General features: G+C 48.8%; 18 protein-coding genes. 15 read left to right on the top strand and 3 right to left on the bottom strand.

The genetic code is table 11. The annotated features are described in order from the left end of the window. Positions 1-22 precede the first annotated feature (22 nt). The 4 genes from HW560_RS04200 (at position 23) to HW560_RS04185 (ending at position 3,034) form a co-directional block, all read left to right on the top strand. Positions 23-898, top strand: coding sequence for a sugar phosphate isomerase/epimerase family protein (locus tag HW560_RS04200; RefSeq protein ID WP_179262144.1), 876 nt, complete (start codon positions 23-25; stop codon positions 896-898). A gap of 12 nt (positions 899-910) precedes the next feature. Beyond that, positions 911-1,783, top strand: a complete 873-nt coding sequence (locus HW560_RS04195; RefSeq protein WP_179262142.1) for a sugar phosphate isomerase/epimerase family protein — start codon at positions 911-913, stop codon at positions 1,781-1,783. Between the two features lie 292 nt (positions 1,784-2,075). Beyond that, the gene (locus HW560_RS04190; protein WP_053782996.1) at positions 2,076-2,303 is read left to right on the top strand and encodes a hypothetical protein; all 228 of its coding nucleotides are present in this window, start codon (positions 2,076-2,078) and stop codon (positions 2,301-2,303) included. A gap of 299 nt (positions 2,304-2,602) precedes the next feature. Next, positions 2,603-3,034: a VOC family protein gene (locus HW560_RS04185; RefSeq protein ID WP_090905076.1), complete on the top strand. Its 432-nt coding sequence runs from the start codon at positions 2,603-2,605 to the stop codon at positions 3,032-3,034. Positions 3,035-3,163: 129 nt separating this feature from the next. Here HW560_RS04185 and HW560_RS04180 read toward each other — a convergent pair whose 3' ends face one another. Next, positions 3,164-4,036, bottom strand: coding sequence for a hypothetical protein (locus tag HW560_RS04180; RefSeq protein ID WP_090905078.1), 873 nt, complete (start codon positions 4,034-4,036; stop codon positions 3,164-3,166). Between the two features lie 369 nt (positions 4,037-4,405). Between HW560_RS04180 and ytxJ the strand changes: the two genes are divergently transcribed. The 10 genes from ytxJ (at position 4,406) to HW560_RS04130 (ending at position 17,047) form a co-directional block, all read left to right on the top strand. Continuing rightward, positions 4,406-4,945, top strand: a complete 540-nt coding sequence (gene ytxJ, locus HW560_RS04175; RefSeq protein ID WP_177185930.1) for a bacillithiol system redox-active protein YtxJ — start codon at positions 4,406-4,408, stop codon at positions 4,943-4,945. A 111-nt stretch (positions 4,946-5,056) separates the two neighbouring features. Next, the gene (locus HW560_RS04170; protein WP_090905082.1) at positions 5,057-5,815 is read left to right on the top strand and encodes a spr1630 family ClpXP-sensitive toxin; all 759 of its coding nucleotides are present in this window, start codon (positions 5,057-5,059) and stop codon (positions 5,813-5,815) included. A gap of 31 nt (positions 5,816-5,846) precedes the next feature. Next, positions 5,847-7,043, top strand: coding sequence for a spr1629 family repressor/antitoxin (locus HW560_RS04165; RefSeq protein WP_090905084.1), 1,197 nt, complete (start codon positions 5,847-5,849; stop codon positions 7,041-7,043). Positions 7,044-7,459: 416 nt separating this feature from the next. Continuing rightward, positions 7,460-7,537, top strand: a complete 78-nt coding sequence (locus HW560_RS34370; RefSeq protein ID WP_072735816.1) for a potassium-transporting ATPase subunit F — start codon at positions 7,460-7,462, stop codon at positions 7,535-7,537. A gap of 63 nt (positions 7,538-7,600) precedes the next feature. Continuing rightward, positions 7,601-9,280 (top strand): potassium-transporting ATPase subunit KdpA, encoded by a 1,680-nt coding sequence (gene kdpA / locus HW560_RS04155; RefSeq protein WP_179262140.1) that lies wholly within the window; start codon positions 7,601-7,603, stop codon positions 9,278-9,280. An 81-nt stretch (positions 9,281-9,361) separates the two neighbouring features. Beyond that, positions 9,362-11,506, top strand: coding sequence for a potassium-transporting ATPase subunit KdpB (kdpB, locus tag HW560_RS04150; RefSeq protein ID WP_257031691.1), 2,145 nt, complete (start codon positions 9,362-9,364; stop codon positions 11,504-11,506). Positions 11,507-11,730: 224 nt separating this feature from the next. Beyond that, the gene (gene kdpC / locus HW560_RS04145) at positions 11,731-12,291 is read left to right on the top strand and encodes a potassium-transporting ATPase subunit KdpC (protein WP_179262138.1); all 561 of its coding nucleotides are present in this window, start codon (positions 11,731-11,733) and stop codon (positions 12,289-12,291) included. Between the two features lie 127 nt (positions 12,292-12,418). Beyond that, the gene (locus tag HW560_RS04140; RefSeq protein ID WP_179262136.1) at positions 12,419-14,758 is read left to right on the top strand and encodes a histidine kinase; all 2,340 of its coding nucleotides are present in this window, start codon (positions 12,419-12,421) and stop codon (positions 14,756-14,758) included. A gap of 8 nt (positions 14,759-14,766) precedes the next feature. Next, entirely contained in the window at positions 14,767-16,347 is a 1,581-nt protein-coding gene (locus tag HW560_RS04135) for an ATP-binding protein (RefSeq protein ID WP_090905092.1), read from the top strand. A gap of 1 nt (position 16,348) precedes the next feature. Further along, on the top strand, positions 16,349-17,047 hold the full coding sequence (locus HW560_RS04130; protein WP_090905093.1) for a response regulator: 699 nt from the start codon (positions 16,349-16,351) through the stop codon (positions 17,045-17,047). A 91-nt stretch (positions 17,048-17,138) separates the two neighbouring features. Here HW560_RS04130 and HW560_RS04125 read toward each other — a convergent pair whose 3' ends face one another. Next, positions 17,139-18,440: an alpha-glucosidase/alpha-galactosidase gene (locus tag HW560_RS04125; RefSeq protein WP_090905095.1), complete on the bottom strand. Its 1,302-nt coding sequence runs from the start codon at positions 18,438-18,440 to the stop codon at positions 17,139-17,141. Between the two features lie 193 nt (positions 18,441-18,633). Here HW560_RS04125 and HW560_RS04120 point away from each other — a divergent pair, with 193 nt between their 5' ends. Continuing rightward, a complete protein-coding gene (locus HW560_RS04120; RefSeq protein ID WP_256222537.1) occupies positions 18,634-19,473 on the top strand; it encodes an AraC family transcriptional regulator in 840 nt (279 codons plus the stop codon). A gap of 107 nt (positions 19,474-19,580) precedes the next feature. Here the strand turns inward: HW560_RS04120 and csaA are convergent, their stop codons facing one another. Next, positions 19,581-19,910: a chaperone CsaA gene (csaA, locus tag HW560_RS04115; RefSeq protein WP_090905099.1), complete on the bottom strand. Its 330-nt coding sequence runs from the start codon at positions 19,908-19,910 to the stop codon at positions 19,581-19,583. Positions 19,911-19,981 lie beyond the last annotated feature (71 nt).

Below are 19,981 nucleotides of genomic sequence, written 5' to 3'. Positions count from 1 at the left end.
CGATTTAACGGGAGGGTATGGCATGAAATTAACAAACAAGATTGGCGTTATCGTGGATAGCTTCGGTGTAGGTGTACGTGAAGGATTAAGCAAAGCGAAAGATGTAGGTGCAGAAGGCGTACAGATCTATGCAGTCCATGGAGAGATGGACCCCGAAAACCTCTCTTCGGCAGCTCGCAAGGAGTTAAGAAGTTATATCGATTCTCTCGGTCTTGAAATTTCTGCCCTGGTTGGCGATTTGGGCGGTCACGGGTTTCAGGTCAAGGAAGATAATCCGTGGAAAGTAGAGAAGTCCAAGCGCATCGTGGACCTTGCTCTGGATCTAGGTACGAATATCGTTACAACACATATCGGTATTGTTCCGCACGATCCTTCCTCCGAAGTGTATGCCACACTGCATGCCGCATGTGAGGAACTGGGCCAATACGCCAAAAGCGCAGGAGCCTACTTCGCAATTGAGACGGGACCGGAAACGGCAGCAGACCTGAAAGGGTTTCTGGATACCCTGTCTACGAACGGGGTTTCGGTGAATTTTGACCCGGCGAACATGGTGATGGTTACCGGAGATGATCCTGCACGAGGTGTTCATCTGCTCAAGGATTATATTGTGCATACCCATGTGAAAGATGGTGTGCGCCTGAAGGAAGTAGACCCGAGGGACGTATACGGTGCAGTAGGATATGCGCCTATGGATCATGAGAAAATTGCCGAAATGGTCTCTTCCGGAACGTTCTTCCGTGAGGTGCCGCTGGGTGAGGGCAGTGTGGATTTTGAAGCATACTTTGCAGCCCTTCGGGATATTGGCTACAAAGGTTATCTGACGATTGAACGCGAGGTAGGCGACCAACCGGAACAGGACATTCGCAAAGCGGTTAAATTTATCCAACAATACCGATAGGGAGCTGAGCAGATGAAAGTGGGCCTGAGTACGTATAGCTTGTTGAACGATCTGAATTCGGGTGAAATGACGGTTCTGGATATCATCGACTGGATTGCTGCAAATGGTGGCGAGCATATGGAGATGGTTCCGTATGGTTACACCGTGGAGGATAATCCTGATCTCGCCGATGCCATTCGGGAGCGGGCTGCTTCTGCGGGTATTGAGCTGTCCAACTATTCGATGCCTGCGAATTTCGTGCAGGAGACGGAAGAAGCTTTTGAAGAAGAGATAGCTCGGGTCAAAAGACATGTCGATGTTGTACACCGAATGGGTGTAAAGCATATGCGTCATGACGTAACGGCGTTTACTTTGCCTAAGAAGAAAATGACCATTGCCTGGTTTGAGGAACATTTGCCTCTGATGGTGAAGGGAAGCCAGATCATCGCTGATTATGCTGCGCAGTTTGGCATTACAACAACCATTGAGAATCACGGCTTCAGTGTGCAGGCCAGTGACCGTGTGCAGCGTGTGCTTCATGCCGTAGATCGTCCCAACTTCAAAACGACACTCGATATCGGCAACTTCATGTGCGTGGATGAGAATCCGATTATCGGGGTCATGAAAAATCTGCCGTACGCTTCTCTGGTCCACTTCAAGGACTTCTATTTCCGCCCCTATGATGAGCATCCGGGTGAAGGGGAATGGTTCACAACCGCTTACGGAAACTTCCTGCGCGGTGCCATTGTTGGGCAAGGGGATATTCCCATTCGCAAAATTGTGAGGCTGATTAAAGACTCCGGTTATGATGGTAACATTACGATTGAGTTTGAGGGCATGGAGGAATGCAAATCTGCTTCCAAAATCGCCATGAGCAACCTGCGCCGTTTCTGGGAAGAGGCTTAAGGCAATCATTTAGTTTTATATCGTGGGGCCACTTTAAGGAAGTGGCTCTTTATGTACTTCTTATGTTGAGGTATATACACGTGGAACGGGTAACGTTAAGCGACTGATTAAGTGGTCAGATGCCTCTCCATTCCCGGCATTAAGGCAGTTCGAGGTGTTGGTTCGCGAAGCCTAATTTACTAACATTAATTGGTTCTACATAAGGATTAAGTTACGATCATCACAAGTATGGTATAATGGATCTATTCAGCCTGGAAAATGACTGGCTATGGATAGGGGAGATCACTGATCTATGCAGGTATTTGAGGACTGGAACCAGAAAGTGAAAAAAACGTTTAATGCTACGAATCCCGAGGTTGTATTGACGGTATCTGAAGCAGGGAGTTTGCTCGGTCTGACCAAAGATCAGATGAAACTTTATGTAGACAAGAATAAACTAACTAAGGTCCCGATCATGAGAAGTGTTCACCGATACCTCTTGTTGAAAAGTGAAATAGATAGCATCGTAAAAACGCGCTAACCTCATAGGATCGACCACGCCATTTTACCGACAGGATTCGGGAGAGTGGTTTTTTTTTGTGAAGACAGCGAGGATAAAATAAGGATTACAGGACAATCCTACCAATGGATGATCTTTTTTGACCTAGCACTGCCCAAGATGAGGGAGAAAGTGGCCAGATCCCCTTTTGAGAGGCAGGAATTGTTCATAGAGAACCTTGCAGAAATCCCTTCTTGTCAACGGACAACCTATTCGTATATACTCATGTCGCAGGTGGCAGGAATGGTTCAATTACATGATATCAAGGAGATGAAGCACGAATGGCGATTAGCTTGAATGTGTATCTTGTAACGGATGGTAACGGACGTGAAGCAGTGGAATTTTATAAAAAGGCATTTGGAGCGGAAGTGCTGGCTCTCCAGACATTTGGCGATGGTCCTTCCAACCCAGACCACCCCGTACCACCCGAAGCGAAAGATCGCATCATGCATGCTTCCTTGCAGATTGGCAGTTCTGTATTGATGTTATCCGATACATTCCCTGGCATGCCTTATATTGTAGGTAATCATGTGAATGTCACGGTGAACACAGATACTGCCGAAGAAGCCAAAGCGATTTTCAACCAACTGCAAGACGGTGGCGAAGTGAAAATGCCGATCCAGGAAACATTTTGGAGTCCGGCCTACGGCATGGTTATCGATAAATTTGGCGTTCAGTTCCAGATTAGCTGTGTTGCAGCCAACCATCAGTAAACATCAGTAGAAATTGCGAGTTAGTGCCTCCACTTTATATGATAAAACTACAAAACCTCCGAGACATGAGTAACGTGTCTGGAGGTTTTTTGTGACTCCTGCAAGGTGTGTATAGTTGCTAATCTAAAATTAGACTTCTTTCTGAATCTTGGAAGGATTGTTGATTTTGTAGGGAACAGGATTCTTGGCCAGCTTTTTCTTGATAATCTTTGCTTCAAAAGTAAGCACATCGCCAACCTCAAGCTCCTGCTTCTTAATCGTGGCACTGTGGCTGGACCAGGCTTCGCCCACATCAACAACTTCGGGCTCGGTGATCGTAACGGCTTCATAGATAATGACTTCATCATCATTGTCGGAGAAGTGGTTCGGCACGGTTGTAAATTCCTTCACAACCGCAGACATTTTCACTTTACCCTCTGGCAATTCAATCTTAAGCGATTTAGCTTTACCTGCGGTTTTTGCCTTTGGTTTAGCAGCGCTGCTTGTTGCGTTAGCAGGTCCAACATACTCTTCCACCAGACCGTCAGGGTCGCCTTTTAAAGCAGAGGAGGAATCATCGTCATCCGTGTCCACATCCAGTTCTGAATCGGAACTATGCAAACCGGATGTAATCTCATCCAAATTAGTCACAGGTTCAGAATTTTGTACAGCTTCAGAAGTGGTGAGATTCTCTGTATTACTTACCACGACTGGTTCGCTAGACTTGTCCGTTCCCGCTGCAATCGAACTTCTCACATTATAGCTGGACGCCTGCATTTCTTTCAGATAAGACGGATGAATACAGTGTTTCTGATCATTGTCCAATTGAATGACTGCTGCCATATGATCGACAAAGCCAACGATGGTGCAAGGCATATTCAGCCCATTCCCTTTATAATAGAACGTTTTGACCTTCGTTGCTTTTTCCGAAAGCAGGCCCCATTCCTGGCACTTCTCAATCAACTCGTCTTCGTTCTCCAAAGCGGTATAATACTGCGGTTCGATCATAAAAGCATATCCCATAACGATTTTCCGCCTTTCCAATCAGTTCTTCATATTCATCGTTGCCAAATTACACTCAGTGTATCACAAAAATGGACCCTTCGATGAGGAATATAAAAGCGCCTGCGTAGGCGCCTATGGTATAATTTTCGGGAGACAACGGGCGGAAATTACCATAATGAAGTCATAAACAAAAACCCACCGTTAAACAGGTTGACTGCCTGCGGTGGGATTTGCTCTGCATCTGAATAGATGCTCCGTGAGAGGGTTTTACCTCTCCTTGTTGTCTATTCTTATGTTACCATAGCCCTTTTATACAGGCAAACGAGCGACTGTTCCTACATTAAAGTAAATATTATTATATAAATATCTGCAAGGAGGATGATCTCCATGGATAAAAAAGCGAATCCTCAAACTCTTTGGCTTGGGGTGGGTATTGTCATTGGAACGAGTATTGGTGTGGCAACGAACCAGATCGCTCTGGGGATAGCCTTTGGTGTGGCACTGGGCGTCGTGGTTGGATCTGTCGTTAGCAAACGTGCAGGCTCGGGGCTGGATGATATGCTGAGTGAACATGTCAAGGAATTGCGTAAGCAGGAGGACTGGGAAGAGGTACTTGAGCAATCGCAGGATCATCCGGTGCTGCTGCTGAAACACAGTACAACTTGTTCAATCAGTGCGAGAGCATACAGGGAGTTTATGGCGTTTGTGGGCTCGAACGCATCAGATCCCGCACAGAAGATGGAGTACCGGATCGTCAAAGTCATCGAAAGTCGCTCGCTGTCCCGCCGCATTGCGGAAGACACCGAGGTTCACCATGAATCGCCTCAAGTGCTGCTGCTGGACGGCGGCCAAGTTATTCAACATACGTCACACGGGAAAATTACCCGGAAGAGACTGCTGCAATGGGCCCAGAATCCGTTTGGATAAGGGCATTGAAATCACTTCCACTTTAAAAATAACAAAAAAAATCATATCCTTACATGTGAAATTCGATTAAAATATAAATGGCCTTCATATTTCTGAATCGGAGTGATCCATATGGAACAATATAAGTTCAAGTCGGAACATAGTCAGATGATTGTTGATGCTATTGTTGAAGGATACCGTGACTATATTGAGCACCGTAAAGATCGGAAAAAGAACATGAAGATTAGTTCAGCGTTTGCCTGGACTAAAGGTAACTTTATTGAAAGTAAAATCGCAGATTTTTGTGTTGAACAAGGATTCACTCACAAAAAATCCAAAGCAGGTTTAACTTGGGATTACCTTCAGTTTACACACGAAGATTCAAAAGTAATATTTCTGATTAAGAATGCTGTTTATTTTAATGAATATAGTTTTTCCAGAGCTAAGCTGCCTACGGGTGGTGACAACAAGGGTGCTTTACGTACGTATCTACATGATCTTTCCAAGATTAATAAAGACTTGGAATTCTCCTTAACCCAACCCTCCTCTACTGGGCAAGCTAAGTTCGAGAGAGTGGAGCAACTTTGTTTACCTATTCCAGAAAGTCAGGTCAGTCGTGTGAAAGAAGAACTTGAACATTTTGCTTCTACGTATAATGAATTCCATATACTCACTTATGCTATTGATGAAGCATTTCAAATTTCTAGGATTCAACATTATCTGCCCAATCCGCATGATAATATAGCCTATTTTATAGAAGATTTATCCGATCGTATCTCAGGTGCAGAGTTGAATGATAGTGACCGCGAGGTCCTTGCACCAGACATGGAGGATATCGTCGACCCGGCAGCATACGATATTCAAATTTTGGAAGAAGAACAATGGGGATAATCCCCCGGTAGTTCAGTAAGGAGGGAGCAGCGTGTTCGTTGGTGAAAATCTGACCAATTTGCGGATCATGCACGGGTATTCTAGAAAACAGCTCTCCGAACTGTTAGGTGTGACAGAACAAGCAGTCTGGCAATATGAAAATGCGTATACCTCTCCCAAAGTACCAATCGTGAACGAGTTAAAACGCATTTTCAGTGTGAAAAGCAAGTATTTTTATGCAAAGGATATGCTTGCAGAGCATAATAACTCTGCCAATATTAATGTCATGAATATTGCCTATCGTTCAAAGGTGTTGAATGTGATTTCCAAGACACAGACAGAAGCAAAACACGTAGAATATCTGGATACATTCATCAACTATATTACCGCTCAGATTAGCCTTCCTACGCTGAATATTATCAAGCTGCGGGAAGAGGCTATTGCATATATGAATCATTCAGACGATGATCGTTCGACTCAGATCCATTATGTTGCACAACTTGCGAGGCAACGACTTAATTTGGAGCCTTCTACGAATGAGAACCTCATGTTCTGGATTGAAAAAAGCGGTGTGTACGTTTTTGAGAAAGCGATTGGTGAGGAAATTGATGCGTACAGCCTTTGGACGCGGAACGATCGTCCGTTTATCATACTGGGCAACATCAAACGGTCAGCGGTTCGCAGGAACTTCGATATTGCGCATGAGCTTGGCCATTTGCTGCTTCATTACCGTCTTGAGTTCGCCAATCTGGATCGAAAAGAACACAAATTAATTGAGAATGAAGCCAATTTGTTTGCGGGTGCCTTTTTATTACCTGAGGAAGAGTTCTCATCGGATATGAATGACATCTCTTATAAGACGAATCCAGATCAGTATCTCGATTTGAAAAAGAAATGGAAGACCTCACTACAAGTATTGGGATACAGAGCTGCGCATTTAGGTATGATGGAGGCAAAGGATCATCGTAATTTCTATGCGGCGATGCACCGAAGAGGATATCTGGAAAAAGAACCTTTCGACCATACGATACCACTGCAAAAACCGATGCGAATCAAAACCATTATTGACCTGATCTCCAAGAAAGGTCTTGTGGATATTCGTTATATGATTGAGGAAGATTGGAAAGTGGAGACGTCCTTTTTTCATCATATGACAGGGATAAGCACTGATTTTTTTAATAAGTACATGATGAGCAAACGCGAAACTAACACTCAAAATGTTAGGGAAATGCCCACACGTAGTTCTTAAAATGGACTACCCTTTAGCCAGGGAACAGCGGCTTGGACACCAAGACCTCTTTTTAGATGATAACCTCCGTCAACGTTAAGCTTGTTGAATTTGAAGACACATCCTAATAGGTAATGGATTGTTCGATATAAAAATGCACATAGACCTGTTTCTTTCAGCTGATCGCTGAGGGGAGCGGGTCTTTTTTACGCTATTTTTACACCTTGGCGGGTATTTCTTTACCCCCTTTTTACAGCGTTTCGTATTACGATTTCATATGTAGAAGGTTGCAAGAACGGTAGAGAGAGGGAGGGGAGCACATGGTGAATGATGCCACGATCATTGGGCTGGTTGTGTTGTTGTTTGTGGTGTTCTGGGGATTTGTGAAATTTTGTGAGAAAGCATGAATGCATAGGGCATGAAAGGGGAGAAGCCGTATGATCGTCATCGGCATGATTGTGCTCGCACTGGTAGTCTATCTAGGTTACGTGCTGGTGAGGCCGGAGAAATTCTGATGGTCGTTTGGGGCACGAAACCAGAAGCACTTGGATCGTCGATTTTAGGGAGGAAATGCGGATATGAGTAGCGGTTTATTACAAGTGGCGGTGACGCTGCTGATCATCATACTACTGGTGAAGCCAGTGGGGAGTTATCTGGTGAAGGTGTTTGACGGCAAACGAACAGGACTGGATCGGATATTTGGTGGGCCTGAGCGATTGCTGTATCGATTGATGGGGGTGAAGGAGAACGAGTCGATGGGTTGGAAAAAGTACCTGTCAGCCGTGCTCATTTCGAACTTCGTCATGCTGTTATTGATGTTTCTGGTGCTGCGGTTGCAAAAGTATCTGCCGCTCAACCCGGATGGCATTGGCAATATGCCTGCGGCACAGGCTTTTAATACAGCTGCATCGTTCATGACCAACACGAACTGGCAGTCTTACACGGGCGAGAACGCCCTGTCGTATCTGTCACAGATGCTGGCAGTGACGTTTCCAATGTTCACCTCAGCCGCGACCGGCTTTGCGGTCGCTATTGCCTTCATTCGCGGCCTGGTGGGCCGACGGGATGAACTGGGGAACTTCTACGTCGACGTGGTACGGTCGATTACGAGAATCTTTTTGCCGCTGAGCTTCATTGTGGCGTTGTTCCTCATATTCCAGGGTGTGCCGCAGACACTGGCGGGATCGGTGAACGCGACCACGCTGGATGGGGCGCAGCAGACGATTAGCCGCGGATTGGTCGCTTCGTTGGAGTCGATCAAACACTTGGGTACCAATGGTGGAGGCTGGTTCGGAACCAACGCCGCGCATCCATTTGAGAACCCTACGGCGTTGTCGAACCTCGTGCATATTGTCTGCATGATGCTGCTGCCTACGGCGCTGGTTTACGCCTTCGGCATCATGGTGAACAACCGGAAGCAGGGCTGGACGCTGTTTGCGGCCATGAGTTTACTTTTCCTCGTGATGCTGACCACGGTATTTGTTTCCGAATATCGCGGTGTGCCAGCGCTGGATGCGGTGGGAATCCAAGGCAATATGGAAGGTAAGGAGGTCAGGTTCGGAGTATCCGAATCCGCACTTTTCACAGCGGTGACTACAGCAGCCACAACCGGGTCAGTGAACAATATGCATGAGTCGCTCACCCCGCTTGGTGGCATGATTGCACTGGCGGAGATGATGCTCAACAACGTATTCGGCGGTAAAGGGGTAGGTTTGCTCAACGGGTTGCTCTATGTGATTCTGGCCGTGTTTATCTGTGGGCTGATGGTTGGGCGGACCCCTGAATTTCTGGGCAAAAAAATTGAGGGCAAGGAAGTGAAGCTCGCATCTATCGCGCTGCTGGTTCATCCTTTGATTATTCTGGCTCCGACCGCGCTGGCGCTTATGCGTCCTGAGTCTGTCGCTTCAATTTCGAATTCAGGCATGCATGGTCTGACCGAGGTGCTATATGCCTTTGCATCCGGGGCTGCCAATAATGGATCGGCGTTTGCCGGGCTGAATGCCAACACGGACTTTTACAACATCGCCATTGGTGTGGTGATGCTGCTCGGAAGATATATTTCCATGATCGCGATGCTCGCCATTGCCGGATCATTAGCCACCAAACGAGTGGTTCCCGTAACAACGGGTACACTGCGTACGCATACGCCTCTTTTTGCAGGTATTCTGGTGATGATGATTGTGGTCGTTGGGGCGTTGACGTTCTTCCCATCACTGGCGCTTGGACCGATTGCAGAACATTTGGCGATGATCCGATGATGGAAGGTCCAATATGAATGGTACAGTGATCGGATATGGGAATAGGAGCAAGGACGTAAAGTGCGGAGGTGGATTATCACAATGAATGTTGTAGAACGAAAGAAGGAGCAGACGGTGAAAGGATTAGACAGAGGCACGATCAGAACCCAGGGTAAAGGAACGAGAGGTACGGGTACGGATCCCGGTACGCCCAAAAGAACCAAAACATTAAGTCGGGACATTCTGCTCCAGGCATCTCTGGATGCCTTCAAGAAGCTGAACCCGGTCGTCATGATCAAAAATCCGGTGATGTTTATCGTCGAAGTCGGCACACTCATCACATTGCTGTTATGTATCAATCCGGATTTCTTTGTTGCATCCGAGGCAGGGCGAGGGTACAACATTGCGGTGTTTCTCATCCTGTTGTTCACGTTGCTGTTTGCCAACTTTGCTGAAGCACTGGCAGAGGGACGGGGCAAAGCTCAGGCGGACACGCTGCGTAAGACGAAATCCGACACCACGGCGAAGCTGGTACAGAAAGACGGAACCATCAAGCAAGTATCTTCGACCCAGTTGAAAAAAGGAGATATCGTCCGTGTAGAAGCAGGCGAACTGATTCCCACGGACGGTGAGATTATTGAAGGGCTGGCCTCTATCGACGAGTCCGCCATTACGGGGGAGTCGGCTCCCGTGATCAAGGAGGCGGGCGGCGACTTCTCCTCCGTTACGGGAGGTACGCGGGTTACTTCCGACTATATCGTGATGCGTGTGCAGACCGATCCGGGGGAGTCGTTCCTCGACCGAATGATCTCACTCGTTGAAGGCGCACAGCGCCAGAAAACACCGAATGAGATTGCGCTGACAACACTGCTCGCCGTGTTGACACTGATATTCCTGATTGTCATCATGACCATGGTACCAATGGCGAACTATTTGGGCATTCGACTCGATCTGGCTACGCTTATCGCACTGCTTGTCTGTCTGATTCCTACGACGATTGGCGGTCTGTTATCCGCGATCGGTATTGCGGGCATGGACCGTGTCACGCAGTTCAACGTACTCGCCATGTCGGGTAAAGCGGTGGAAGCGGCAGGCGATATTGATACACTGATCCTGGACAAAACCGGAACAATTACGTACGGCAACCGCATGGCTTCGGAGTTTATTCCCGTTCAGGGCGTATCTGCACAAGAGATGACTCGGGCGGCGCTGCAAGCTTCCGTAGTGGATGAGACACCAGAGGGGCGCTCGGTCGTTGAATTGGCTGGCAAGCAGGGCGAGAACTGGTCGGAGACGGAATATGCAGATGCAGAACATGTGAACTTCACCGCAGAGACCCGGATGTCGGGTCTGAATCTAAGCGGTGGGAAGCAGATCCGCAAAGGTGCGGTAGATGCGATCAAACGCCATATTTCCTCCCGTGGGGGACGGATACCCGGCGATTTGGACGATATTGCGAACCGAATTGCAAAGGCTGGGGGTACACCGCTTGCTGTTGCGATTGATGACCAGATTTATGGTGTGATCTATCTGAAAGATACAGTGAAGCCGGGACTGAAAGAGAAGTTTGCGGAGATGCGAGCCATGGGTATCAAGACGATCATGTGTACAGGGGATAATCCCCTGACAGCGGCGACCATTGCGCTGGAAGCGGGTGTGGATGATTTTATTGCCGAGGCCAAGCCGGAAGACAAGATTACCGCGATCAAAAAAGAGCAGCAGGAGGGCAAGCTCGTCGCCATGACCGGCGACGGCACCAACGATGCTCCTGCTCTGGCGCAGGCCGATGTAGGCCTGGCGATGAATTCGGGCACCATGGCGGCCAAGGAAGCGGCCAACATGATCGATCTGGATTCTGACCCGACCAAGCTATTGTCGGTGGTCTCCATTGGCAAGCAACTGCTCATTACCCGCGGTGCACTGACGACATTTTCGATATCCAATGATATTGCCAAGTATTTCGCCATCATTCCGGCCATGTTTATTCTGGCCATGCCGCAGCTTCAGGCACTCAATATTATGAACCTCGCTTCACCGCAGTCCGCGATTCTGTCAGCGCTCATCTTCAACGCTATCATTATCCCGCTGCTCATCCCAATCGCCATGCGGGGTGTGAAGTATCGGGCCATGTCCGCGGAACGGCTGCTTGGACGGAATGTGTTCATCTATGGTGTGGGCGGTGTAATCGTACCGTTTATCGGAATTAAGCTGATTGATCTGGTGCTGTCGGGGCTTCATTTGGTATGAGGTTTTAACACTAGATTTGAATAACATTTACACGAAAACGTAGAGGGCAGAACAAAACTGGAGAAGCGTAGCGTTCGCCTTTATTCCCGGATTTTATCCCTTGGGAAAGGGAATCAAAAAAATCTGGGGATAACAGCGATCGAAAGGTTGTTCTGACCGCGAAGTGGTCTAGTGTAGAATCATTTGTTAAATTTAACTAATAATAAATTCAGGATGTGATTCATATGAAACAGGTACTGCCCGCGATTCGGTTGTCTGTCGTGCTTATGCTGATTTGCGGTGTCATCTATCCGCTGGCTACAACCGGAGTGGCACAGCTGCTCTTCTCCGATCAGGCGAACGGCAGTCTGATCACAGCTGACGGGAAAACCATTGGTTCGTCGCTGCTGGCGCAGGAAGTGAAATCGCCGGGGCTGTTCCAGCCCCGGGCATCGAACGCCAATTATGATGGAACTGCTTCGGCAGGTTCTAATCGCGCCGTGGCCTCGGAGGCGTATATGGTTGAAATGAAGGAAAAGGTGGCTCAGCTCAAGCAAGAGAATCCGGGCTTGCAGCACATTCCTGCGGATCTCGTGACCGGTTCCGGTTCCGGTCTTGACCCGGATCTGTCACCGGAAGCGGCAAAAGCACAGATTCCGCGGATTAGCCAGGCAACGGGTCTTGGTGAGCAAGAGCTTGCCAAGATCGTGGAGGAACATACACAAGGGCGACAGCTGGGCATTTTCGGTGAGCCGCGTGTGAATGTGACCGCTTTGAATCTGGCGTTAACGGCTGAGCTGAAATAAAAGGCATTGTATTAGTAGATCCACGGGGGACGCAGCTTCCCTTGGTTGTTCGTATCAGGCCTTCTTCCGAGCCTCGGAAGGGGCTTTCTCCATTTTAAGTAAAGATTATGTTTGGGGAGTGAACAGGATGAAAGACAGCTTCAAGCGGAAGTCCCCGGAAGACATCTTGAAGATGATCACGAAGCTGCAGCAGGGCACCTTGAAGATATATATCGGTCCGGTCAGCGGTTCAGGCAAAACGTATCATATGCTCAGGGAAGGAAACACATTGCACCACCAGGGGATCGATGTGGTCATCTGTGCTGTGTCGACCATGCAAAGACCGGAGACCGTGGAGCAGCTCGGCGAGTTGGAGCGAATTCCAAGTATTCACTGGTCTCGCTGGAAGGATGGCATGGAGATGAAGGATCTGAATCTGGATGCCCTGCTGGTACGTAATCCGGAGGTTGTGCTCGTTGACGGACTTGCTCATAGAAACCGAAAAGGGGCACGTCATGCAACCCGACTGGAAGACATTCAGTATTTGCTGCGACACAACATCAGTGTCATTACAACGGTGAATGTATATGAGCTGGAGGGATATACGGAGCTTGCACGCCAGCTAACAGGAATTGCGGCAGAGCATACTGTGCCTGCCGATACCCTTGAACTGGCCGATGAAGTGAAGCTGATTGATGTAACTCCTGAAACCGTCTTAAGCCGCCTTGCGGAGGGACATCTTCGGGGACACGAGGGTGAAGCGGTATTTCGGCATGGCAACTTGGGTATTTTGCGTGAACTGGCACTTCGACTTGTCGCAGAAGGGGTTAACGAATCACTGCGTGAGCACCGGGAAGAGATGGGAATTACGGTCACGACAGGCATCATGGAACGCATTTTGGTATCCACCCAATATCACTGGAACGGGTCTATCTATATTCGGCGGGGACAGCAGATTGCGAAGAGATTAAACGGAGATCTGCATGCCGTAACCTTTCGTAATATGAAGCAGCCGCTATCCAAGGAAGCTGCTGTTTTTCGTCGCAACATGATCAAACTGGTGGAGAAATTCGGGGGACAGTTTGAGGAATTGCCTGTGTTACACCGCCGTAACATTCCATCTACGCTTGCACGCTACGCAGTCCAGCATCAGATTACACGTATTGTTATGGGACACTCACGACACAGTCGCTGGCAGGAGCTGTGGCGGGGATCATTTGTTAATTCCTTGCTGCGCAGGGTTCGGGGTGTCGATCTGTTTCTGCTTGCGGATCGGGCACAGCATGAGGGCGAGCGGGTGCTTCCGACCCGATTGTCAGACACAGAGATGCCAACATATCGCAGGTTAAGTGAGCAGGAGATGAAGGCACAGATTGGTCAGATTCGGCGTGGCAAGTTCAAGGTATACATTGGTGCTGCGCCAGGTGTGGGGAAAACCTATATGATGCTCCGGGAAGGCAATGATCTGCTCCGCAAAGGCATCGACGTACGAATTGGTTTGCTGGAGACACATAATCGGGCGGAGACGGTGGAACAGATCGGCCAACTATCCATCATTCCACGCGAGCAGCGGGTATACCAGGGGGTACAGCTCGAGGAAATGGATACCGAAGCGATTCTTCGTCTATGTCCTGAGGTGGTATTAGTGGATGAGCTTGCGCATACGAATGTCCCAGGCAGCACACGGCAAAAGCGTTACGAAGATGTGCAGATCCTGTTGGATGCGGGCATCTCTGTCATCACTACTGTGAATGTGCAGCACCTGGAAAGTTTGAACGATGCGGTGGAGCATATTACGGGAATTCGGGTGAGAGAGACCGTGCCGGATCAAATTTTGCAAATGGCAGATGAGGTCCAGCTTATCGATGTTGCCCCTCAGGCCTTGCGGCAACGTATGCGGGAGGGTAAAATCTATGCAGCAGCCAAGGTGGAACAAGCGCTTGGTCATTTTTTTCGCATTGGCAATCTGATTGCCTTACGGGAACTAGCTCTGCGGGAATTGGCCGATGATGTGGATGAACGCCTCGAATCACAGGAGCGCAAAAGTGCACTTCGCGGTCCCTGGCGCAGACAGGAGGCAGTCTTTGTCTGCGTAAGCAGTGATGAGCATGCGGAGCGGCTGATCCGCCGCGGGTTCCGCACAGCCTACCGGTTAAAGGCGGTCTGGCATGTGCACCATGTTCATGTAGGCATAGCCATGAATGATGAAGTGAAATGCCAGTTGGAGGAGCTGGAACAGCTGACCGTTCGACTGGGCGGCAAATTTCATATTCATCATAGCCAGAGGCTGCGAGATGTACCAGGTATTTTGGCGGGTAAAGCTTCTGAGGAAAAAGCAACACAGTTGGTGGTTGGTCAAGCGAAACGGGTCTGGTGGCTGAACGGCTATCGTGGAAAGGGCACGGTGGTCAGCAGGCTGGTGCGGTTATCCAGACATATGGACGTATTGATCGTTGCGGACTACGATTATGATCTGAGCGGGATGTGAGATGTGCTGTGTCTGAACGAAATAAAGGGGAAGACGTCCGGCTGAAGCTGAACCGTGTTCCCAAATATATATGGGTAACCCTTGGAATCACATTGTTAACCCTTCTGCTTCATGTAATAGGGATTAGCGATGACCTGGTTAACGTGGGGTTAATTTATCTTTTTCCAGTATTGGTCAGCGCTGTGTACTGGGGAATGGGGCCGGCCATATATGCAGCAAGTCTTAGCGTCGTTGCCTTTGACTTCTTTTTTGTTCCTCCTTATCTCAGTTTTACGGTTGAAGATTTGCGATATATATTTTCCTTTGTTGTGTATTTGGCAGTGGCGGTATTAACCGCGAGTCTGGCGGGACGCCTGCGGCAGCAGCTGGAGGTGGTAAAACAACGCGAGATTACGACGAATTCGCTGTATGCTCTAAGTCGTCAGATGACGGCTGTTACAGATTTGCATACCCTACTCGGCAACATTGCGAGACAAGTGTCACTGACACTTGGAACACCGGCGGCAATATATCTCCCGAATGCACAAGGCGAACTTCAGGTTACCTCCTCCTCGGAGGATTCGGATGTAATAGCCTGGGGTGAAGGAGAAGCTGAAGTCGCTATTGCCAAATGGGTGTATCAACATGGCGAAATCGCCGGACGCGGCTCCTCCAGCCTGCGGGAATCGTCTGGTCTGTATGTGCCGCTGCGTACAGAAGACCAGATCCATGGGGTGCTCGCCGTGAATCTGGAATCCAGCGATCTTCAGGAGCAACGGGAAGAGCTGCGTTTGCTGGAAGCATGTGGCGGGCTGGCAGCAAGTGCCATTGCTCGAGTCAAGCTGGCTGAAGAAGCGAGACTCGCGCAGGTGACGGCTGAATCGGAACGAATTCGCACCGCTTTGCTGGACTCGGTATCCCATGAGCTGCGCACACCCCTTACGGCCATCATTGGTTCAGCGACAGGTTTGCTGGAGAATGATTCTCTATTTACCCCGGAGGATCGTAAAGAACTGACAGGCAATATTCGGGATGGAGCTCTGCGTATGAACAGGCTGGTAACGAATTTGCTGGGCATGGTGAAGCTGGAGAGTGGCATGCTGCAGCTGCGCAGAAAATGGTGCGACGTGGGCGACATGATCGGCATTGTGTTAACCCAGGTTCAACAATTCATCCAGCAACGTCGCATTCGAGTGGAATTGCCGGATCAGCCGCCATTTGTATCCGGGGATGAGGTTTTGCTGGAGCAGGTTCTGGTCAACGTGATCAGCAATGCCATCAAATATTCTCCAGAGGACAGTGAAATCGTCATTACGGTGAAGATGGATGAGTGGCATGGACGAATGACCATTGTGGTGGCTGATTCGGGTGTCGGGATTCCGGAAGCAGACCGCGAGCGGGTGTTTGAAAAATTTTATCGATCCGAATCGTCCCGGCATGTGACAGGTACGGGACTTGGGCTTGCCATCTGTAGAGGAATCGTCGAGGTTCACGGAGGTACAATCACCGCAGAACCGAATCCGGGAGGCGGGACGCGGGTATGCATCTGTTTGCCCACAGAGGAACCCGAAGCATCATTCCCGTATATGGGACAAGGAGAGGAAGAATGACATGACGGCACCGCAAGGCGCGCGCATATTAATTGTGGATGATGAACCGCAAATCCGTAAACTGCTGAAGGTTACGCTTCAGGCGCACCAATTTGAGATTCACGAATGCGCCGACGGAGAAGAAGCGGTCATTCAGGCGAGCATTGTGCATCCTGATCTGATTGTGCTTGATCTGGGCTTGCCTGGAATGTCCGGAATGGATGTACTTCAGCGGATTCGGGAATGGTCGCAGGTACCAGTCATTGTACTGACTGCAAAGGATCGCGAAGAGGATAAAATTGCTGCACTTGATGGCGGGGCGGATGATTATGTCACCAAACCGTTTGGCATGGGAGAGCTCGTTGCCCGTATTCGGGTTGCCCTTCGCCATGTGGCCAAAACTACGGATGAGCCGATACTGCGTTTTGGACCACTCACCATTGATTTGGCCCAGAGACAGGTCAATTTGGACGGGTCACCCGTAAAGCTAACACCGACTGAGTATGAAATGCTGAAAGTACTCGCAACCCATGCAGGCAAAATTATTACCCAACGCCAGCTGCTGCAACAAGTGTGGGGAGGGCATCATCATGAGTCGGACAGTCATTACTTGCGGGTATATGTCGGGCATCTGCGCAAAAAATTACAGGAAGATCCCATGCGTCCCCGTTTTATTCAGACCGAGCCGGGAATCGGCTATCGTTTTCTGCTTCAGGATTAGGCTGGGAAACAAGACGAAAGCTCAAAAAAGCACCAGCCCCTCCCTATTGAGGAGGAGACTAGTGCTTTTAGAATTGCAAACGATGGACTTCTTATGACGTGTACTTCGGCAACCAGTCGCCATGAGCTTCAATCAGTTCATCACACATGGAGACGATATCATCAATGGACAGCTCGGCAGCGGTATGCGGGTCAAGCATCGCGGCATGATAGATGTGTTCTCTTTTGCCCGTAATCGCTGCTTCAATGGTCAACAATTGGGTGTTAATATTCGTACGGTTCAATGCTGCAAGCTGCGGAGGCAGGTCCCCGATATACGTCGGGCTGATACCTGAACCATCAACAAGACAAGGCACCTCAACACAGGCTTCACGAGGCAGGTTGGTGATCAGTCCGTTATTCATGACATTACCGCCGATTTTGTAAGGGCGATCCGTCTCCATAGCCTCCATAATATGCGAAGCGTATTCACGGCTGCGTGTATGTTCGATATTTTCGCTGGATAACAGCTTCTCACGCATTTCTTTCCAGCCTTCAATCTGATTCACGCAGCGGCGCGGATACTCATCCAGCGGAATGTTGAAGCGTTCGATCAGCTCCGGGTAGTTTCGTTTGATAAAATAAGGATGGTACTCGGCATTATGCTCGGAGGACTCGGTTACATAGTATCCAAAACGCTGCATCAGCTCATAACGCACCATGTCATCATGCTGCTCTTTCTGCTTTTCCTTCGCCAGACGTTTAATCTCCGGATACAGATCCTGACCATCCCGAGTTACTTCAAGCAGCCAGGCCATATGGTTGATACCCGCAACTTTCGCGACCACACCCGTCTGATCCATCCCCAATGCATCAAACAGATGCGGCACACACACCTGTACACTGTGACACAGACCTACGGTTTTAATTCCGCCATGCACGTTCATGACATTTGTCAGTACCGCCATCGGGTTGGTGTAGTTCAGGAACCACGCATCAGGACACACTTCCTGCATATCCCGTGCAAAATCGAGCATCACCGGAATCGTCCGCAAATTACGGAAAATCCCGCCAATCCCGAGCGTATCGGCAATCGTTTGACGCAATCCATATTTCTTCGGAATCTCAAAATCCGTAATGGTACATGGATCATATCCACCCACCTGAATGGCATTGATTACATATTTGGCGCCGCGCAGTGCTTCCTTGCGGTCGGTATAAGCTTTAATGGCACATTGGCTTCCGAGCGAGCGGGCCATACTGGTAAGCAAACGCTCTGAGTCGTTTAGGCGTTCAGCATCAATATCGAACAACGCCAGCTCAAAATCCTGAAGTGCTTCGGTCATCATGACATCACCCAATACATTTTTGACAAAAACGGTGCTTCCCGCACCGAGGAACGTAATTTTGTTCATCTCAAGTTCAGCCTCCCTGAATAAATGGTGTACCTCCAATATAGGCGGATCGGGCTCATATAACTATGGCTCAACCTCTCTGAAACATGTCATAATCCCATTTTTGGATTCGCTTACAGCTAATAATTTATCTATTTACCTGTTATAATTTTAGTGAAGAGATTGCGGTTGGGGTGAACAGAGGGAGTGTGAAATGTTGAAATTAATCGAAACGAATGTAGTTCCCATGGATTTGACGCAGATGGAATTGGTACTGTTATTTTTCGGTTGGCAGGCTTGTGATCCGTCGCATTATTGGGGTCCGGGTGTTCGGGATGCTTATATTGTTCATTACATTCATGAAGGACGGGGCACGGTGTTTATGGCGGATCAGCAATACGAGCTTACACAGGGCCAGGGCTTTGTCATTCTTCCGGATACGCTTATTCATTATGAAGCGGATGCGAAGCAGCCATGGACTTACTCCTGGTTCGGGTTCAAAGGTGTTCATGCCAAGGCATTCATGCAGCGGGCACACATCAGTCCGGAACATCCTGTATTTGATGCCAGAGATCCAGACACATTCGCTCGTCTCTATGCGGAGATGGTTCAAGCATCAACACGTACCGAGGGAGATGTGTTCAACCAGAGCCTGCTGTACAGGCTGATCGCCGAGCTGATTGCATCTTCTCCCGCAGGAGAGCAGCTGCAGCGTCCTCTGTCCACCAAAGAAGAGTACATCAGGCAGGCCGTTCAATTTATAGAGAACAGGTATAGTCAGAGGACCTCAATCCTAGATATTGCACAGGCCGTGGGGCTGGATCGCACATATCTGTCAGGACTTTTCAAGGGAAGATACGGCAAGTCACTGCAGGCCTTTTTTCTTGAATACCGAATGAACCGGGCAGCTGAATTGCTGCAGCATTCGGCCCTATCGGTTAGTGAAGTGGCCCACTCTGTGGGATATACAGATGCATTGTTGTTTTCCAAGATGTTTAAGCGGGTGACAGGGGTGTCTCCGAAAGGGTTGAGAAGCATGGAGCAGGGTGAATAGTTTTCATTATGCTGTGAACCTCGAAAAATGCAAAAAAAGGCCACGAATCCGAAGATTCATAGCCTTATGCTTTAAGGTGTAAAGACAGGATAGCGATATGATGAAAATCAGGCAATCGGTGTTCCGTTCGGCAAGGTCTGATCCGGGGTTAACAATACAACGTCACCTTCATCAGGCACGCCGCCAAGCACCAGTACTTCGGATACAAAACCGGCAATTCGGCGCGGTGGGAAATTGACTACAGCAATAACCTGCTTGCCGATCATCATGTCGGGGGTATAACGTTTCGTAATTTGGGCGCTCGAACGTTTAAGGCCAAGTGGGCCGAAATCGATGGTCATTTTAATGGCGGGGATGCGTGCCTTTGGAAAAGGTTCGGCTTCCACCACTGTGCCAACGCGGATATCATGCTGGATAAACTCTTCAAAAGTAGCCATGTTGTGATGTCTCCTTTCAGCTATGGAGTCCATTATAAAATAGAAATAACCAAAAAATCCAGATTGCGCTA

This window comes from Paenibacillus sp. E222 (assembly GCF_013401555.1).
In the GTDB taxonomy this organism is placed as follows: Bacteria; Bacillota; Bacilli; order Paenibacillales; family Paenibacillaceae; genus Paenibacillus.
The sequence above is the reverse complement of the archived record's forward strand: the minus strand, read 5'-3'. Positions and strand labels throughout refer to the sequence as shown.

Excerpts from the sequence above, each read along its gene's own strand:
- HW560_RS04170 (WP_090905082.1), top strand. The coding sequence starts at position 5,057 with ATGGAACAATATAAGTTCAAGTCGGAACATAGTCAGATGATTGTTGAT.
- HW560_RS34370 (WP_072735816.1), top strand. The coding sequence starts at position 7,460 with ATGATCGTCATCGGCATGATTGTGCTCGCACTGGTAGTCTATCTAGGT.
- HW560_RS04185 (WP_090905076.1), top strand. The coding sequence starts at position 2,603 with ATGGCGATTAGCTTGAATGTGTATCTTGTAACGGATGGTAACGGACGT.
- HW560_RS04125 (WP_090905095.1), bottom strand. The coding sequence starts at position 18,440 with ATGAACAAAATTACGTTCCTCGGTGCGGGAAGCACCGTTTTTGTCAAA.
- csaA (WP_090905099.1), bottom strand. The coding sequence starts at position 19,910 with ATGGCTACTTTTGAAGAGTTTATCCAGCATGATATCCGCGTTGGCACA.
- HW560_RS04130 (WP_090905093.1), top strand. The coding sequence starts at position 16,349 with ATGACGGCACCGCAAGGCGCGCGCATATTAATTGTGGATGATGAACCG.
- HW560_RS04195 (WP_179262142.1), top strand. The coding sequence starts at position 911 with ATGAAAGTGGGCCTGAGTACGTATAGCTTGTTGAACGATCTGAATTCG.
- kdpC (WP_179262138.1), top strand. The coding sequence starts at position 11,731 with ATGAAACAGGTACTGCCCGCGATTCGGTTGTCTGTCGTGCTTATGCTG.
- HW560_RS04190 (WP_053782996.1), top strand. The coding sequence starts at position 2,076 with ATGCAGGTATTTGAGGACTGGAACCAGAAAGTGAAAAAAACGTTTAAT.
- kdpA (WP_179262140.1), top strand. The coding sequence starts at position 7,601 with ATGAGTAGCGGTTTATTACAAGTGGCGGTGACGCTGCTGATCATCATA.
- HW560_RS04140 (WP_179262136.1), top strand. The coding sequence starts at position 12,419 with ATGAAAGACAGCTTCAAGCGGAAGTCCCCGGAAGACATCTTGAAGATG.
- HW560_RS04120 (WP_256222537.1), top strand. The coding sequence starts at position 18,634 with ATGTTGAAATTAATCGAAACGAATGTAGTTCCCATGGATTTGACGCAG.
- ytxJ (WP_177185930.1), top strand. The coding sequence starts at position 4,406 with ATGGATAAAAAAGCGAATCCTCAAACTCTTTGGCTTGGGGTGGGTATT.
- HW560_RS04200 (WP_179262144.1), top strand. The coding sequence starts at position 23 with ATGAAATTAACAAACAAGATTGGCGTTATCGTGGATAGCTTCGGTGTA.
- kdpB (WP_257031691.1), top strand. The coding sequence starts at position 9,362 with ATGAATGTTGTAGAACGAAAGAAGGAGCAGACGGTGAAAGGATTAGAC.
- HW560_RS04180 (WP_090905078.1), bottom strand. The coding sequence starts at position 4,036 with ATGGGATATGCTTTTATGATCGAACCGCAGTATTATACCGCTTTGGAG.